The sequence below is a fragment of the Gottfriedia acidiceleris genome, assembly GCF_002128425.1.
GTDB lineage: Bacteria > Bacillota > Bacilli > Bacillales > Bacillaceae_G > Gottfriedia > Gottfriedia acidiceleris.
Window position 1 is genome coordinate 208,462 of record NZ_NESS01000005.1, and the last position, 18,800, is coordinate 227,261.

At 34.0% G+C, this 18,800-nt stretch carries 15 protein-coding genes; all 15 read right to left on the reverse strand.

What is annotated here, in order from left to right; translation table 11 throughout:
• Nucleotides 1-92 precede the first annotated feature (92 nt).
• The 15 genes from infB to rpsB all read right to left on the reverse strand — a co-directional run bounded on the left by infB (nt 93) and on the right by rpsB (nt 18,432).
• Nucleotides 93-2,273 carry a translation initiation factor IF-2 gene (infB, locus tag B6K90_RS11615; protein WP_088012919.1) on the reverse strand — a complete coding sequence of 727 codons (2,181 nt, stop codon included), beginning with the start codon at nt 2,271-2,273 and terminating at the stop codon, nt 93-95.
• A gap of 23 nt (nt 2,274-2,296) precedes the next feature.
• Entirely contained in the window at nt 2,297-2,596 is a 300-nt protein-coding gene (locus B6K90_RS11620; protein ID WP_056470822.1) for a YlxQ family RNA-binding protein, read from the reverse strand.
• The gene (gene rnpM, locus B6K90_RS11625; RefSeq protein WP_088012920.1) at nt 2,593-2,862 is read right to left on the reverse strand and encodes an RNase P modulator RnpM; all 270 of its coding nucleotides are present in this window, start codon (nt 2,860-2,862) and stop codon (nt 2,593-2,595) included. Before rnpM ends, B6K90_RS11620 begins: the two co-directional genes overlap by 4 nt.
• 8 nt (nt 2,863-2,870) lie before the next feature.
• A complete protein-coding gene (gene nusA / locus B6K90_RS11630) occupies nt 2,871-3,995 on the reverse strand; it encodes a transcription termination factor NusA (RefSeq protein ID WP_088012922.1) in 1,125 nt (374 codons plus the stop codon).
• A gap of 16 nt (nt 3,996-4,011) precedes the next feature.
• Nucleotides 4,012-4,485: a ribosome maturation factor RimP gene (rimP, locus tag B6K90_RS11635; RefSeq protein WP_088012923.1), complete on the reverse strand. Its 474-nt coding sequence runs from the start codon at nt 4,483-4,485 to the stop codon at nt 4,012-4,014.
• A 235-nt stretch (nt 4,486-4,720) separates the two neighbouring features.
• Nucleotides 4,721-9,031 carry a PolC-type DNA polymerase III gene (locus B6K90_RS11640; RefSeq protein ID WP_088012925.1) on the reverse strand — a complete coding sequence of 1,437 codons (4,311 nt, stop codon included), beginning with the start codon at nt 9,029-9,031 and terminating at the stop codon, nt 4,721-4,723.
• Nucleotides 9,032-9,154: 123 nt separating this feature from the next.
• On the reverse strand, nt 9,155-10,852 hold the full coding sequence (locus B6K90_RS11645; RefSeq protein WP_088012927.1) for a proline--tRNA ligase: 1,698 nt from the start codon (nt 10,850-10,852) through the stop codon (nt 9,155-9,157).
• Between the two features lie 258 nt (nt 10,853-11,110).
• On the reverse strand, nt 11,111-12,367 hold the full coding sequence (gene rseP / locus B6K90_RS11650; protein WP_088012929.1) for an RIP metalloprotease RseP: 1,257 nt from the start codon (nt 12,365-12,367) through the stop codon (nt 11,111-11,113).
• Nucleotides 12,368-12,380: 13 nt separating this feature from the next.
• Entirely contained in the window at nt 12,381-13,532 is a 1,152-nt protein-coding gene (dxr, locus tag B6K90_RS11655; RefSeq protein ID WP_088012930.1) for a 1-deoxy-D-xylulose-5-phosphate reductoisomerase, read from the reverse strand.
• Between the two features lie 33 nt (nt 13,533-13,565).
• Nucleotides 13,566-14,354 (reverse strand): phosphatidate cytidylyltransferase, encoded by a 789-nt coding sequence (locus tag B6K90_RS11660; protein ID WP_088012932.1) that lies wholly within the window; start codon nt 14,352-14,354, stop codon nt 13,566-13,568.
• Between the two features lie 17 nt (nt 14,355-14,371).
• Nucleotides 14,372-15,151 carry an isoprenyl transferase gene (locus B6K90_RS11665; RefSeq protein ID WP_088012934.1) on the reverse strand — a complete coding sequence of 260 codons (780 nt, stop codon included), beginning with the start codon at nt 15,149-15,151 and terminating at the stop codon, nt 14,372-14,374.
• Nucleotides 15,152-15,339: 188 nt separating this feature from the next.
• Nucleotides 15,340-15,897, reverse strand: coding sequence for a ribosome recycling factor (gene frr, locus B6K90_RS11670; protein ID WP_088012935.1), 558 nt, complete (start codon nt 15,895-15,897; stop codon nt 15,340-15,342).
• A gap of 2 nt (nt 15,898-15,899) precedes the next feature.
• The gene (gene pyrH / locus B6K90_RS11675) at nt 15,900-16,622 is read right to left on the reverse strand and encodes a UMP kinase (protein WP_069034511.1); all 723 of its coding nucleotides are present in this window, start codon (nt 16,620-16,622) and stop codon (nt 15,900-15,902) included.
• Between the two features lie 98 nt (nt 16,623-16,720).
• On the reverse strand, nt 16,721-17,605 hold the full coding sequence (tsf, locus tag B6K90_RS11680) for a translation elongation factor Ts (RefSeq protein WP_088012936.1): 885 nt from the start codon (nt 17,603-17,605) through the stop codon (nt 16,721-16,723).
• Between the two features lie 128 nt (nt 17,606-17,733).
• Complete coding sequence (gene rpsB / locus B6K90_RS11685) at nt 17,734-18,432, reverse strand: 30S ribosomal protein S2 (protein WP_056470859.1); 699 nt, start codon at nt 18,430-18,432, stop codon at nt 17,734-17,736.
• Nucleotides 18,433-18,800 lie beyond the last annotated feature (368 nt).

Below are 18,800 nucleotides of genomic sequence, written 5' to 3' on the forward strand. Positions count from 1 at the left end.
ATTTATTTCCAATTCTAGTTCATAGTTCCAGCGATTTGCCCCCCTCGAGGTCTTATGCTTGTCGGGGCTGAACAAACGCCTTCCACTTTTCGTTATTTACGTTTAATTTCTTCCATTACGTAAGCTTCGATTATGTCGCCTTCTTTAATATCATTGTATTTCTCGATTGTGATACCACATTCGTAGTTTGTCGCTACTTCTTTAACGTCATCTTTGAAACGTTTTAATGTGTCTAATTGACCTTCGAATACAACGATACCATCACGAATTAAACGAACTCCGCTGTCTCGAGTGATTTTTCCGTCTGTTACATAACATCCAGCAATTGTACCAACTTTTGATACTTTGAATACTTGACGAACTTCTGCTTGACCGATTACTTTTTCTTCAAACTCTGGGTCTAACATACCTTTCATCGCAGATTCAATTTCTTCAATTGCTTTGTAAATAATACGGTGTAAACGAATATCTACATTTTCTAAGTCTGCAGTACGTTTTGCATTCACATCAGGACGTACGTTGAAACCAATAATAATTGCATTAGAAGCAGAAGCTAAGATTACATCTGACTCAGTGATTGCACCAGCGCCTGTGTGGATGATTTTAACTTTTACGCCTTCTACTTCAATTTTTTGTAATGAAGCAGCCATTGCTTCAACAGAACCTTGAACGTCTGCTTTTACAATTAGATTAATTTCTTTTACATTACCTTCTTGAATTTGAGCAAATAGATCTTCAAGAGATAATTTTGAGCTTTCGCTACGTTGTTGAAGAACTGCTTTTGAAGCACGTGCTTCCCCAACTTGACGTGCGCGTTTCTCATCGGCAAATACCATGAAGCGGTCACCAGCTTGAGGTACTTCATTTAAACCAGTAATTTCAACTGGAGTTGAAGGACCAGCATCTTTAATTCGACGACCTAAGTCATTTACCATTGCACGTACACGACCAAATGAAGTACCAACTACAATTGGATCTCCAACTTTTAATGTACCGTTTTGAACTAATAAAGTTGCAACTGCACCTTTACCTTTATCTAATTCAGCTTCAATTACAGTACCTAGTGCTTTACGTGTAGGATTTGCTTTATATTCTTCTACTTCACTAACTAAAAGAATCATTTCAAGTAACTGATCAACACCGTTACCATTTAATGCTGAAATAGGAACAAAGATTGTGTCTCCACCCCATGCTTCTGATACAATACCGTGTTCAGTTAATTCCTGCATTACACGATCTGGGTTTGCAGATTCTTTATCCATTTTATTCACAGCGATAATAATAGGTACTTCTGCTGCTTTTGCGTGATTAATTGCTTCAACTGTTTGAGGCATAACACCGTCATCAGCTGCTACAACGATAATTGTAATATCAGTAACTTGTGCTCCACGTGCACGCATTGTTGTAAATGCTGCGTGACCTGGTGTATCTAGGAACGTAATTTTCTTTCCTTCGATTTCTACTTGGTAAGCACCGATATGTTGTGTAATTCCACCTGCTTCTCCAGCAGTAACCTTTGATTTACGAATATAGTCAAGTAAAGTAGTTTTACCATGGTCAACGTGACCCATAATCGTTACAACTGGTGGACGTTCTTGTAGACTAGCTTCATCATCAGCTTCATCAATAAAGCTTTCGAAATCTGTTTCATCAACAATAACTTCCTCTTCAACTTCAACACCATAGTCACTTGCTAATAATTCAATAGTGTCTTTATCAAGGTCTTGGTTAATTGTCGCCATAATGCCTAACATAAATAATTTTTTAATTAATTCTGATGGTTCTTTACCTAATTTTTTTGCAAGCTCAGATACTTTTAATGAACCTGAGAAAATTATTTTATTTGAGGTGTTCTCGGTTGAGTTATTTTTATGATTCATATTTTGGTTGCCTTTCTTTATCCCTGTCGTTTGTCGATCTTCAATTTGACTGCTTTGCTTTTGGCTATCAGTCTTTTTCTTTTTATTACTGTTCTTTTTTGATTTTACTTTTGTATCTTCTAATTGATAGTCTACTTCAAAATCAAGCTCTTCACTTGCTTCTACATTAAATGCAGGAATTACCTTAAAAGAAGATTTGGACACAGCTTTTTGGGGTTGTTTTATCTCTACAGACTTTGGTTGAAAACTCTTATTTAATTTTTCAACAATATCTTCTGCAATTGTGGCCATATGATTCTTTACTTCGATTTTTAAATCCTTGAGTCTTTCAATAATTTCCTTACTTGAAACATTTTGCTTTTTAGCATACTCATAAATTCTAATTTTCGTCATACGTTCACCCCCAGATTAGTCCATTAATTTAATAATGTCTGAAGTTTTGTTGCAAATCCTTGATCAGTAATTGCAACGACCACTCGAGCGTCTTTCCCAATAGCGTGCCCTAATTCAAAGCGATTTTCAACATAACAAAGTGGAGTATTGTAAAAAGTTGTCTTGTCTTTTATTTTCTTCGCAGTTAAATCGGAAGCATCCTTTGACAAAATAACTAGTTTTGCTCTTTTTTGCTGGACTTCTTTTACAACCAACTCTTCGCCTGAAACCACTTTACGAGCTCTAGCTGCAAGTCCTAATAAAGACAATCCTTTGTTTGTCATGCTTTTTCCTTTTCTATATACGCTAAAAGTTCTTCGTATAAACTAGAATCAATTTTAGCGTTTAATTGCTGTTCTAAAGTATTTTTTTGCTGCGCTTGTTTTACAACTTCAACAGATTTTGTTAAATAAGCTCCTCGACCCGATTTTTTTCCACTTGGATCAATGGAAACTTCTCCTTCTTTAGAACGAACAATTCTGATTAATTCTTTTTTTGGTTTCATTTCTTGTGTTACAACACACTTACGTAATGGAATTTTTCGATTCATGAGTTTACTCACTCCTCATTAAAGTCGTCAGCGTAAGCATCAAAATCATCATTAGATACAGTTAATTCTTGCGCTGGTGATGTATAGTCAATACCAATTTTATCTGCATCAGACTGTGATTTAATATCAATTTTCCAACCAGTTAAACGTGCAGCTAATCTTGCATTTTGACCTCTTTTTCCAATTGCAAGAGATAATTGGTGATCTGGTACTACTACTGTAGTTGCTTTTTCTTCTTCATTTACTAAAACTCTAATAACTTGAGATGGACTTAATGCATTTGCAACAAATTCTACTGGATCTTGTGACCAACGAACAATATCAATTTTTTCACCTTTTAATTCATTAACAATTGATTGTACACGTTGACCTTTTTGACCTACACAAGCACCTACTGGATCTAAATCAGGGTTGCTTGTATATACTGAAATCTTAGAACGGTCACCAGCTTCACGTGCTACTGAACGGATTTCTACAACACCATCATAAATTTCAGGTACTTCTGTTTCAAATAAACGTTTTAATAATCCAGGGTGAGTACGTGATACAAAAATTTGTGGACCTTTTGATGTTTTTTCAACTTTTGTAACAAATACTTTAATGCGATCATGGATTCTGTATTTCTCTGTTGGAATTTGTTCTGTTACAGGAAGCACTGCTTCAATTTTACCTAAATTAACATAAATTGCACGTGAATCGATACGTTGAACAGTACCTGTCATCATATCTTCTTGACGGTCAATATATTCTGAATAAATTACACCGCGTTCTGCTTCACGAACCCTTTGTGTTACTACTTGTTTAGCAGTAGTTGCAGCAACTCGTCCAAAGTCTTTAGGAGTTACTTCTAATTCAATGATATCTCCTACCATAAAGTTTGGATTATGTTGTTGTGCTTCTTCAACTGTAATTTCTAAACGTGTATCAAACACATTGCTTACTACTTCTTTTCTTGCAAAAACGCGAATTGAACCGTTATGTAGGTTAAAATCAACTCGAACGTTTTGTGCTTGATTAAAATTACGTTTATATGCAGAAATTAAAGCTGCTTCAATCGCTTCAATCACTACATCTTTACTAATTCCTTTTTCTCTTTCGATTATTTCTAATGCTGTTAATAACTCCGAACTCATTAAAAGTACCCCCTACTTAAAAAAACGTAACAGCAAGTCTTGCACTTGCGATTTTTGGTGTTGGAATTGTAATCATTTTTTTTCTTGTTTTAATTGTTAACTCTAGTTGAACTTCCTCAGAATTGTAGGAAATTAATTTTCCTTCAAATTTCTTTTCGTCAAGGATTGGTTCGTAAGTTTTAATGAAAACTTGTTTTCCAATTGCTTTTATAAAATCTTGTTCTTTCTTTAAAGGACGCTCAGCACCTGGTGATGAAACATCTAAAAAATATAGGTTTTCAATTGGATCTTTTTCATCTAAAACTTCACTTAATTTTTCACTTACTGCAGCACATTGCTCTAAATCAATTCCAGACTCACTATCTATAAATACTCGAAGGAACCAGTCTTTTCCTTCTTTTACGTATTCAACATCAACTAATTCTAATCCTAGTTGTTCAATTATTGGTTGTGCCAATTCTGTTACAACCTCTGTGACCTTCTTGCTCAAGAAGTATCCTCCTTCCAAACATTACAAGATGAAAATTCCCTGCTATTTAGCAGGGAAATTATCTTTAGTATTTCCAATTTACGCAATAATCGTAACCTAAAATTCAAGTTACAATAAACGTAAGAGATGAATAAGGGTAATAAGAAAGAGCAGGTTGCCCCTGCTCTTCAAGAAAAATCCCGTGCTAAATTACATCTGTACTTACTATACCATAATTCCCAAGTTTTGCAAACTGTTAAAAGCCGTCGAATAGAGATAATTGGTTTTGATCAGGTAAATTTTGTAAACAACCTTGTTTATCTAAATACTCTAATACTGTTTTTGAAATTTTACTTCTTTGTTGTAAGTCTTCTTTTGAAAGGAATTCTCCGTCTTCTCTAGCTGCAACAATATTTTTAGCCGCATTCGTTCCTAATCCAGGAATGGAATTAAACGGTGGGATTAATTTGTTACCATTTACTAAAAATTCATCAGCACTTGATCGATATAAATCCATTTTTTCAAATGAAAAACCTCGCTCACACATTTCTAATGCTAACTCTAGTACAGTCATTAAATTTCTCTCTTTTACTGATGCATCTAATCCTTTTATCGCAATTTCTTCAATTTTAGCTTTGATCGTACTTGGTCCAGCGATCATTGCTTCGATATCGAAATCTTCAGCACGTACTGTAAAGTATGCTGCATAATAAAGGATTGGATGATGAACTTTGAAATAAGCAATTCGTACTGCCATCAAAACATATGCAGCAGCATGGGCTTTTGGGAACATGTATTTAATTTTTTTACAAGAATCAATATACCAAGCAGGTACATTATTATTTCTCATTTCTTCTTCCCACTCTGGCGGTACACCTTTACCTTTACGAACTGATTCCATTATTTTAAATGCTAATGAAGGCTCTAATCCTTGGTATATTAAATAAACCATTATGTCATCACGACAACCAATTACTTCTGAAAGTGAACAAGTTCCACTGTTTATTAGTTCAGATGCATTTCCTAACCATACATCTGTACCATGTGATAGACCAGATATTTGCACTAGTTCAGAAAATGTAGATGGCTTTGTATCTTCTAACATTTGGCGAACGAACTTTGTTCCAAATTCAGGAATTCCATAAGTTCCTGTCTTACATCCTATTTGTTCCTCTGAAACACCTAAAGGTTCTGGTCCAGCAAATATTTTCATAACTTCAGGGTCATCGGTTGGTATCGTTTTTGGATCGATTCCACTTAAGTCTTGAAGCATACGGATAACGGTAGGATCATCGTGTCCAAGAATATCTAGTTTTAATAAATTATCATGGATTGAATGGAAATCAAAATGTGTCGTTTTCCATTCAGACTTTACATCATCAGCAGGGAATTGAATCGGTGAAAAATCATAAATATCCATATAATCTGGAACTACTATAATTCCACCTGGATGTTGTCCAGTTGTTCTTTTTACACCTGTACATCCCATAGCTAATCGATCATATTCAGCACCACGTAAATTTAGATTATGATCATTTGCATAACCTCTTACATAACCGTATGCTGTCTTATCAGCTACAGTACCAATTGTACCTGCACGATACACATAGTCCTCACCAAAAAGTACCTTTGTATAATTGTGAGCAGTTGGTTGATATTCACCGCTGAAATTCAAATCAATATCAGGCACCTTATCTCCTTTAAATCCAAGGAAGGTTTCGAAAGGAATATCATGACCATCTTTTTTATATGCAGTACCACATTCTGGACAATCTTTATTCGGTAAATCGAATCCAGAACCTACGGATCCATCATTGAAAAACTCTGAGTGCTTACAATTTGGACAGACGTAATGTGGTGGAAGTGGATTTACTTCTGTTATTTCTGTCATGGTCGCTACTAATGATGAACCTACGGATCCCCTAGAACCTACGAGATACCCATCATCTAATGATTTTTTTACAAGTTTATGTGAAATCAAGTAAATTACGGCAAAACCATGTCCAATAATACTTTTTAACTCTTTTTCAAGACGAGCTTCTACAATTTCCGGTAATTGCTCTCCATAAATTGATCTTGCCATTTGATAGCTCATATCACGAACTTCATCTTCAGCACCTTCGATTTTTGGAGTATATAAGTCATCCTTAATTGGTTTAATATCTTCAATTAAACCAGCAATTTTTTGAGTGTTTGTAACGACTATTTCTTTTGCTTTTTCTTCTCCTAAAAATGCAAATGAAGATAACATTTCATTGGTTGTTCTAAAATGAACATCTGGTAACCGATGTCGATTTAATGGATTTGCTCCGCCCTGAGAACCAACTAAAATTTTACGATAAATTTGGTCTTCTTTTTGTAAGTGATGAACATTACCAGTACCAACTACAATTTTTTCTACTTTTTCAGCCATTTTTACAAGCTTCGAAATTACTTCTCTTAAATGTTGTTCATTTCGAACAATTTCTAATTCCACTAAATGTAAAAGTGTCTCAGGTGGCATTACTTCGATATAATCATAAAACTCCATTAGCTTTTCTGCTTCTTCTGGAGATTTTTGAACACTTGCCTCAAAAACTTCACCTTTATCACATGCAGATCCAACTAATATTCCTTCGCGATGTTTCACTAATAATGATCTAGGAACCCTTGCAACCCGATGATGATAATGAATATGAGAATATGAAACAATTTTAAACAAGTTTTTTAATCCAGTTTCATTCGTAGCTAGTAGAGTTGCATGCGATGGTCTTGCTCGTTTATAAGCATCGCCTTTCCCCATGTTATTATTTAGCTCGTCATGGTAATTCATATCTTGCTCTGCTGCATCTTTCAGCATTTTAAGAAGTAAGAATCCAGTAGCCTCAGCATCGTATATCGCTCTGTGGTGTTGTGTTAAGTTAATATCGAATTTTTTACAGAGTGTATTTAATCGGAAGTTTTTAAAATCTGGATATAAAGTTCTAGCTAACTCAAGCGTATCAATTACACCGTTATTTGTAATACCAATTTCATATTTTTTAAAGCCCATCTGAATAAAACCCATATCAAATGAAGCATTATGAGCTACTAGTATATCGTCACCCATCCACTCTTTAAATTCACGAAGTACGACATCAACATTTGGCGCATCTTTTACCATTTCATCAGTAATTCCTGTCAATTCAATCGTAGTTGCAGATAGTGGATGATGTGGATTTGCAAATCGTTCAAATCGATCAATGATTTCACCTTTATGAATCTTTACAGCAGCTAACTCGATGATCGTATCATAAACTGCAGATAGACCTGTTGTCTCTACGTCAAATACTACATAGGTTGCTTCCTCTAATGAAATATGTGATGGATTATATGCTGTTGGTACACCATCATTTACTAGATTTATTTCAACGCCATATAATATTTTTACACCGTGTTTTTTACCTGCTCCAAATGCTTCAGGAAAGGCTTGAACAACTGCATGATCCGTTATTGCAATTGCTTCATGTCCAAACTTACTTGCTTGTTTGACTAAATCACCTGCTGAAACAACTGAGTCCATTTGGCTCATATGTGTATGAGCATGCAACTCAATTCTACGCTCTCCTTCTTTTGCTTCGTCCTTGCGTTCATCAGGTGTAATTTCATTTATATCATTTGCAATCATGACTAAATCACGTACAAATGTATCATTTTGTACTGATCCTCTAACTTTTACCCACATACCCTTTTTAATTTTATTTAACATCGGGATATCTTCTTTATCTCTAGAGAACATTTTCACAAGTATTGAGCTAGTGTAATCAGTTATTTTAAAAGTAATTAAAACACGGCCACTCTTAAGTTCACGAATTTCAGAATCGAATACATATCCTTGAAGGACTACTCGTTTTTCTTCTTCGATGATTGACGAAATCGTATTAATTTCAGTTTCCTTAATATAATATCCAACAACAAGTGGACCTTGAGGCTCATCCCCTTCAGCTTCTTCAGCAGCCTCTTTCTTTTCTAATTCAACAAGTACTTCCATTGCTCGCTTGCGATCTTCTTCAGCTTTTTTCTCAAGAAACTCAGTTTTTTCTTCAACATTATCTTTTATCGTATTCTCAAAAAATAACTTAGGAAAACCTACTTTTTGATATAAAACTTGCAGCTGAGGAACGTATCGATTTGTAAAAGCATTCTCTTCAATTAGACTATTTAAATCGATGATTACTTTATTATTTTCAACTGAAGGTAGGGCAGATTCTATATGTTGTAAAATAGGAGATTTCGATTCCACAGATTGAATCATAAATGACCAATAATCAATTACTTTTTGCTCATCTATTTTTGGATTTTCTGTATTAATAACTACTGAAACATCTGCTATATGTTTAAAAGTTCTTAATAAACTTGTTACAAATACTTGAAACGTTGCAAAAGGTAAAACATTTTCTATATTAAAAGTAAACTGCCATTTTTTTTCGCTTTTATTCACTTCAAGATTTACGATTTCCCCGTTTTTAAAATACAGGTCTCTCATATCTTGGGGAAATTGAAGCTGATCTAATAATAGCTGAAACCGTTCTTGACGTGTTTGTCCCATTTTTTCACCAACCTTATTATATAAATTGCTATATATGTGTAAAAAATTGAAAGTACCTCTAAAAATAAGAGGTACTTTTTTATTTGTGTGCGATTCCCGTAAGGTGTCGCTTCCACTTTTATTCTATTTTAACATATTTATTTCATTCACAAGGTTAGAAATTTCTACTTCTTTACTAACTTCTCCATCTCTTGTTTTTAGTTCTACAATTCCTTCTGCTGCTTTCTTACCGACAACTACACGAACAGGAATTCCGAAAAGATCAGCGTCTGCAAATTTTACACCAACACGTTCATTTCGGTCATCTAATAATACATCTTGTCCAATCTCTTTTAACGTTTTATAAATATCGTCTGCTAAATTTACTTGCTCTTCGTTCTTAGTATTTACAGTAATGACATGCACATCAAAAGGAGCTAGATTTTTAGGCCATACAATACCTTTCTCATCATTATATTGCTCTACAATTGCAGCTAATGTACGAGATACACCGATTCCATAGCATCCCATAATGATCGGATTCGATTTACCATTTTCATCAAGGAATGTTGCATTCATAGACTCAGAATATTTTGTACCTAATTTGAATATATGACCTACTTCAATACCTTTTGCAAACGAAATAGTTCCTTTACCGTCTGGTGATAAGTCACCTTCTTGGATAAATCTTAAGTCTACGAAATCTTTAACATTATAGTCTCGATTTACAGTTACGTTAATATAGTGATAGCCTTCTTCATTTGCTCCACAGCAACCATTTACTATTCCTTTAATTGCATTATCTGCTAATACTAATAAATCAGATTTTACTCCGATAGGACCTAATGATCCTATTTCACAGTTCATTAGCTCCTTTACTTCTTCTTTAGAAGCAAGCTCTACTGAATGTGCACCTAAATAATTCTTTAATTTAATATCATTGATTTCGTGGTCCCCACGAGCAAGCACTAATACAAAACTTTCATCTGCTTTGAAAATAATTGATTTAATGCTCTTTTCAATCGGTAAGTTTAAGAATCCAATTACTTCATCGATTGTTTTTTGATTTGGCGTTTCTACTTTTTGAACTTCTTCTAATTTTTCATCTGATGGTTCATATTTTGTAATAACTGGCGCCATTTCAATATTTGCAGCATAGCTAGATTCATTTGAAAATGCGATTGTATCTTCTCCAATGTCAGATAACACCATGAATTCATGCGTATCTTTTCCACCCATCGCTCCTGAATCAGCAACAACCGCTCTGAAATTTAATCCGCAGCGTGTAAATACGTTGCTATAAGCTGTAAATAAACGATCATATACTTCATCCAAACTTTCTTGTGATGCATGGAAAGAATATGCATCTTTCATTAAAAACTCACGACCGCGAAGTAGTCCAAAACGAGGACGTTTTTCATCACGGAATTTTGATTGTACTTGATAAAGTGTAATCGGTAATTTTTTATATGATTTTAATTCATCACGAATAATTGAAGTAACAACTTCTTCGTGAGTCGCCCCTAATGCAAATCCTCTACCATGTCGATCACGTAAACGCATTAATTCTGGACCAAAATTATCCCAACGACCTGATTCTTCCCATAATTCTTGTGCTTGCATTGATGGCATTAACATTTCCATCGCACCAGCATTATTCATTTCTTCTCGAACGATATTTGCTACTTTTTGAAGAACTTTATTACCTAAAGGTAAGAAGCTATATATACCAGATGCATTTTGTCTAATAAAACCAGCTCTTAATAATAATTGATGACTTTTAATATCTGCATCCGATGGTACTTCACGAAGAGTTGGACTATATACGATACTTTGTTTCAAAAGGATTCACCTCATAATTTTCTTTTATATTCTCAAATTTTTTTAATAATTTTTTTGTAAAATAGATTTCGTAGTTTCTAAAAGTTTTGCATAAAAACAACGAGTTAAAAAAAGAGCTTTGTAAGATAAGAATCCGCTCCCACTTAAAACGGGCTAATTGACAAACGATATGTCACTAAGCCCGTTATAAAAGCAAGTAAGTCGCGGATTCTTTAACAAAATTTCATGAAATTACATGATTAAATTAAACAGAGCTTCTTATAAGAAAAACCTTTTAATATCATTCCAAGTTACGATGATCATTAATAACATTAAAAGCGCAAAACCAATAAAGTGAACGACACCTTCTTTTTGGCGATCAATTGGTCGACCTCTTAATGCTTCTATTGCAAAAAATGTTAGTCTTCCACCATCAAGAGCTGGTAATGGTAATAAGTTCATAATACCAAGGTTGATACTTAAAAATGCTGCCCATTTCATTAAGTAGAAAATACCTGATTGTGCAGCTTGATCTGTCACCTGATAAATACCAACTGGACCTGAAAGATTATTGATTGAGAATTGACCAGATACTAAGTGCCCAACTGCTAATACAATTTCTTTTGTCCATCCAATTGTTTCAGTTATCCCATATTTAACCGAAGCAAAAACATTTTTTTCAACAGGTGCATATACACCGATTAAACCATTAGTTTTATTATCGATTTTTTCTGATTTTGGAGTGATTGGAATCGAAATAACTTTGTTATCTCTTTTCACCTTAAACAATAATTCTTTACTAGGGCTTTCTCTTACAATTTTAACTACTTCTGCCCATTTTGAAACTTCTTTATTATCAATTGATAAAACAATGTCCCCTTCTTTTAGACCAGCAGTTTGTGCAGGCCCTTTTGGAAGTAATTCGCCAATTTTAGCATCATTCACTGGAGTTCCTTGTAGTAATCCCAATAAGATAAAAATGACTAAAGCTAGAACAAAATTCATCATTGGACCTGCAAAAATGGCAATCGCTCTTTTTCCTACAGATTTACTATTAAATTGTCGGTTATACGGAGCAATCTGGTGACCTTGTCCTTCACTATAAATGAACGCTTTTTCATTTACGATGAATTTTGATACGCCTTCAGTTCCCTCTTCAATACCAATAATTTCAAGCTTATGCTCTAAATCTATTGAATCAACTTCAACAAAACGAAGATCTTGGAAACGATCAAACTGATCAACTACAATTTTAGAAACTTCCCCAATTGAGTTAAATTGTAAACCAATATGTGACCCAGGCTTTACTTGTACCATTTCTGGATCTTCACCAGCATAACGAACATATCCACCAAGCGGCAATAATCTTATTGTATATGTAGTTTCATTTCGATAAAATGAGAAAACCTTTGGACCAAATCCAATCGCAAATTCTCTACATAATATCCCAGCACGTTTTGCAAAATATAGATGTCCTAGTTCATGAAAAAATACAAGTGCGCCAAAAATTACAACAAACGCTATAACTGTATTCATGTAATTACCACCCTTACTTTATTAGTGATGAAACGAATTGTCTTGTTTGATCATCAATGTCACGAATTTCTTCTAATGAAGGTTTACTTATTACATTGTGTTTTTCAAGAGCGTTTTCTATTAAATTCTCAATTTGTAAGAATGATATTTTATTCTGTAGAAAAGCAGCTACCGCTTCTTCATTTGCTGCATTTAATACAGTTGGTAAACTACCTCCAACTTTTCCAGCTTGATAAGCAAAATCCAAACATTTAAAACTGTTAAAATCCATCTCCTCAAAATGAAGTGTCCCAAATTTAATTAAATCTAATGGTTTATGATTATTAACTGGTTTTCTTGAAGGATAGTTAAGTGCATATGCGATAGGTACTCTCATATCAGGTGTTCCTAATTGTGCCATTACACTTCCGTCATTGAATTCAATCATAGAGTGAATAACACTTTCTCTATGGAGTACTACATCAATTTTTTCATATGGCATATTAAATAGCCAGTGTGCTTCAATCACTTCTAATCCTTTGTTCATCATTGTGGCTGAATCAATTGTAATTTTAGCACCCATTGACCAATTTGGATGGTTTAGAGCATCTTCAATTGTAACATCCTTTAATTGTTCTCTTGTTTTATCTCTAAAACTTCCACCTGAAGCTGTGATGATTAATTTATGTATTTCACTAGGATTTTCACCATTTAAACATTGAAAGATTGCAGAATGCTCACTATCTACTGGCAAAATTGAGACACCATATTTTTCTGCTTCAGCCATTACAATATGACCTGCTGTTACTAATGTCTCCTTATTCGCTAGTGCGATTGTTTTACCATTTTGGATTGCTTTCATAGTGGGAACTAAACCTACACTTCCAACAACAGCGTTAACAAGTATCGTACTGTCTTCATGGACTGCAACTTCGATTAGACCTTCTTCACCATATAAAATTTTAGTTTCCGAAGGGATACGTAAGCTCGTCAGTTTTTCAGCTTCTTCTTTACCTGCAACTGAAACTAGTTTTGGTTTAAATTCTAAAATGATCTTATATAATTCATCAATATTTCTCCCAGCTGAACACGCGACTAATTTAAAATTATTTGATTGATTTCTAATAATATCGAGTGTTTGTATGCCGATTGAACCAGTTGCTCCGAGTAAGCTGATTTTCTTCATTATCATATGTCTCCTTAAATACAAAAACTAATACTATAATTTAAATAGTAAATAGACTATTGGCAATGTGAAAATGATACTGTCAAATCTGTCTAAAATCCCACCATGACCAGGTAATAAATTTCCTGAGTCTTTAACACCGTAGTACCTTTTATATGCAGATTGTACGAGATCACCTAATTGACCAAAAATCGATACAAGAACAGCTACTATTACTAAATATAGTATTGAATAATTTAAAGTTAACATAATCGATAAAATTACTGCAACAACAACAGCACAAATAATTCCACCTATTGAACCTTCAATCGTTTTATTTGGACTAATATCTGGCCAAAGTTTGGTTTTACCTGTGGCTTTCCCAATAAAATATGCACCTGAATCAGTTGCCCAAATTACGAATAATGGGAAGAAGAAGTATGAAATGCCCATATTTCTCATCTCGTACATATAATGAAATCCGTATCCCACATATAAACTACTTAGTACTACAAAAGAAGCATCTTCAAAAGTAAATGTATTCTTTGTAATTACCGTATATGATAAAAGTAATAGGATTAGTACAATTGAAATTTCAGTTTTACCTACATCTATTGGAAAGATTCTATTAGATAAATCGTTTGGTGTAATTGCTAACCATGTTATGATTAATCCAAGTACAGTTTGTGCACTAAATAAATTAAACTTTTTCATTCGAATTAATTCAAAATAACCGATTGTGCCAAGAGCAAATACAAGTAACCCAAACGGCCATTCACCAAATATGACTAATCCTAAAAATAATGCTCCAGCTATAACTCCTGTTATAATACGCTGTTTCAAGTTCCTTCACCGCTTTCTTAAATACCACCATATCTTCTTGCTCGATTTTGATATTCTTTTACCGCATCAATTAAACATTCTTCGGTAAAATCGGGCCATAATACATCTGTAAAATATAGTTCTGAATAAGCAATTTGCCAAAGCATAAAATTACTAATCCTTAATTCCCCGCTTGTTCTAATTAATAAATCTGGATCTTTAAAATCACTTGTCATTAAATAATCATTAAACAAGTCTTCATTAATTTCTTCTTTATTTATTTTATTATCCAATACATCTGAAGAAATCTTTTTAACTGCAGAAATTATTTCGTCTCTAGATCCATAATTTAGTGCAAAATTTAAAACCATACCCGTATTATTTTTGGTTTCTTCTACTGCTTTTAATACTGCTTCTGTTGTATAGCTTGGTAATTGCTCTTTATTTCCAGTTAATCTTACCTGCACATTTTCTTCGATTAATTCAGGTAAAAATGTCCCTAGAAATTCTTGTGGTAACTTCATTAAGAATTCTACTTCAGTTCTTGGTCTTTTCCAATTCTCCGTTGAAAAAGCATATAAAGTTAAAGTCTTTACACCTAATTTACTAGCAGTTCTTGCAATTTTCCGAACTACTTTCATTCCTTCGTAGTGTCCCTTAACCCTTGGTAGATTTCTCTTTTGTGCCCACCTACCATTACCATCCATTATTATTGCAACATGCTCAGGAATTACTCCGTCTACCCCATTTAATTGCGAACTTGGAGGTACATTTTTCTCTTCTTTATTTCTTTTAAAAAAAGAAATTAATTTAAACATCTTTAATCCTCCGTTTAAGTATATCTAATTAAAGCATTGAGTAAAAAAACCCCCTTAAACAGAGGGTCTTTTTACTCAAAGCGCTTAGTTTATTTAATTATAATGCAATAATGAAATTATGTAATAGCATAAAATGAAAAATTCATTATTTTTCTAAGCGCTAGTAAGATATACCTTGCAATGCAGTATTAAACTTCCATTATCTCTTTTTCTTTATCTTTTGTGATTCCATCGATTTTTTCGATATGTGAATCAGTTTGTTTTTGAATGTCTTCTACAAGACCACGTAATTCATCTTCAGTAATTTCACCATTTTTTTCTGATTTTTTAAGATCATCATTTGCATCACGGCGGATGTTACGTACTGCTACTTTAGCATCCTCTGCAGATTTTTTAACTACTTTTACTAAATCACGACGACGCTCTTCTGTTAATGGTGGGAAACTAATTCTGATTACAGTTCCATCATTTGAAGGATTTAAGCCTAAGTCAGCTTTTTGAATCGCTTTATCCATATCGTTAATAACAGTTTTATCGTAAGGAGTAATTAATAATAATCTTGCTTCTGGTACTGAAATATTTGCCATTTGGTTAAGTGGCGTTGGAGCACCATAATATTCAACTAAAACTTTATCTAAAATAGCTGGGTTTGCACGACCAGCACGTACTGTTGCTAATTCTCTAGAGAAAGCAGAAACAGCTTTTGTCATTTTTTCTTTTGCTAAAGAAATGATTTGATTAGACATCTTTATTTCCCCTTTACTATTGTTCCAATATTTTCGCCAAGAACGGCACGTTTAATATTACCTTCTTCCATAATTGAGAATACAATTAATGGAATATCATTGTCCATACATAATGAAGATGCTGTTGAATCCATTACACCTAAACCTTCTTTTAATACGTCTAAATATGTAAGAGTTTCGTATTTTACAGCAGTTTTATCGATTGATGGGTCAGCTGAATATACTCCGTCTACATTATTTTTAGCCATTAAAATAACATCTGCTTCAATCTCAGCAGCACGTAATGCAGCAGTAGTATCAGTTGAGAAATAAGGATTTCCTGTACCAGCAGCAAAAATTACAACACGTTTTTTCTCTAAATGACGAATTGCTTTACGACGGATATATGGTTCTGCAACTTGACGCATTTCAATTGAAGATTGTACACGAGATTGTACACCAAGTGTTTCAAGACTATCTTGAAGTGCTAATGAGTTCATTACAGTACCTAACATGCCCATGTAGTCTGCTGTAGCTCGGTCCATACCCATTTCGCTACCAGTTTTACCACGCCAAATGTTACCAGCACCAACTACTACTGCAACTTCAACATCTAGTTCTGCAATTTCTTTAACTTGTTCAGCTATTGATTTTATAACTGATGGATTAATTCCAAATCCTTGTCCGCCAGCTAATGCTTCACCACTAAGTTTTAATACTACGCGATTATACTTTGCTTTACTCATAATACCCTCCATTTACGTACACCTATGTATTTAATTTACGTTTCTTTAAAAAATAGGGAACACATAGTGTCCCCTATTTTCATTCAAAGTAACTAAAATTAGTTACCTTTAACTTGATTCATTACTTCTTCAGCAAAGTTATCTTCACGTTTTTCTAGGCCTTCTCCAACTTCATAACGAACGAAAGATTTAACAGTTCCGTTAGCAGCTTTTACGAATTGACCTACTTTAACGTCTGGGTTTTTAACGAAAGATTGATCTAATAAGCAGATTTCTTCGAAGTATTTACCAATACGTCCTTCTACCATTTTCGCAACGATGTTTTCAGGTTTACCTTCGTTTAATGCTTGTTGAGTTAAAATTCCACGCTCATGCTCAACTTCTTCTTGAGAAACAGCATCACGAGAGATATATTTAGGGTTGATTGCAGCGATGTGCATAGATACATCTTTAGCAACGTCTTCTTTCGTTGTTCCTTCTACAACTGAAAGAACACCGATACGACCGCCACTGTGTAAGTAAGCACCAAATGCGTCAGCATCTGTTTTAGAAACTAATTCAAAACGACGTAATGAGATTTTTTCTCCGATTTTAGCAATTGCATGGTTGATGAATGTTTCAACAGTTTCACCAGTTTCCATTGTTTGAGCTAAAGCTTCTTCAACAGTTGCAGGTTTGTTAGCAACGATATGTTTTGCAAGAGCAGATCCTAATTCTTTGAAACCTTCGTTTTTCGCAACGAAATCAGTTTCAGAGTTTACTTCGATTAGTACTGCATCGTTTCCAGCTACTTCAACGAAAGTTAAACCTTCTGCAGCGATACGGTCACCTTTTTTAGCAGCTTTTGCGATACCTTTTTCACGAAGGTAGTCGATTGCTTTGTCCATGTTACCTTCAGTTTCAGTTAATGCTTTTTTGCAGTCCATCATACCTGCGCCAGTTTTTTCACGTAATTCTTTTACCATTTGTGCAGTAATTGCCATATTATTTCATCTCCTATATGTAAGCTTATTTTATTCAATCGTTTTATAAGGTAAACAATTTTCGATTATTTAAACCTTAAAAAAAGGTGATAAAAGGCTAAAACCTCTTATCACCTTTCAAATTCTCATTAAGCAGTTGTTTCTTCGCCTTGTTTCGCTTCAAGAATCGCATCTGCCATTTTTGATGTAAGAAGTTTTACAGCTCTAATAGCATCGTCGTTTGCTGGGATAACGTGATCGATTTCGTCTGGATCACAGTTAGTGTCAACAATACCGATGATAGGAATGTTTAACTTACGAGCTTCAGCAACAGCGATACGCTCTTTACGAGGATCAACAACGAATAATGCATCAGGAAGTTGCTTCATGTCTTTGATTCCGCCTAAGAATTTTTCAAGACGTTCTAATTCTTTTTTAAGTTGAATAACTTCTTTCTTAGGTAACACTTCAAATGTGCCATCTTCTTGCATTCTTTCGATATCTTTTAAACGTTTAACACGTTTTTGGATTGTTTGGAAGTTTGTTAAAGTTCCACCTAACCAACGTTGGTTAATGAAGTACATACCAGAACGGATTGCTTCATCTTTAATAGCTTCTTGAGCTTGTTTTTTAGTACCAACGAAAAGGATGTTTCCACCTTCAGCAGCGATACCTTTCATTACGTTGTAACATTCTTCAACCTTTTTAACTGTTTTTTGTAGGTCGATGATGTAGATACCGTTACGCTCAGTGAAGATGTAACGTTTCATTTTTGGGTTCCAACGGCGAGTTTGGTGACCGAAGTGAACACCAGCTTCTAATAATTGCTTCATAGAAATTACTGACATTTTATTTCCTCCTAATGGTTCTTTTTCCTCCGCTCACGTCTTCTTCTCCTATCACTCCCAAACTGGGTAGCACCAATAAGAAAATCGGCAAGCGTGTGTAATAACACCATGGACTACTATAGCATATACAACATTAATTATCAAGAGAAAACGAGAAATTATTGTCGAAGTTTCAACAAAGTTTGTATTTCCTTTTCTCTTTACAAATCCTTCTTCCATTTTCATCCATAAGTAGTCTATTATCAAATCATCGAACAGCTATTATTCGAACATAAGATATTCTTCCTAACTAAATAATTAACAAATGACTGCTATTAATTAGTGATTCAGAATTGAGATTCAGCTGACCCAACAACTGAATCTTTATC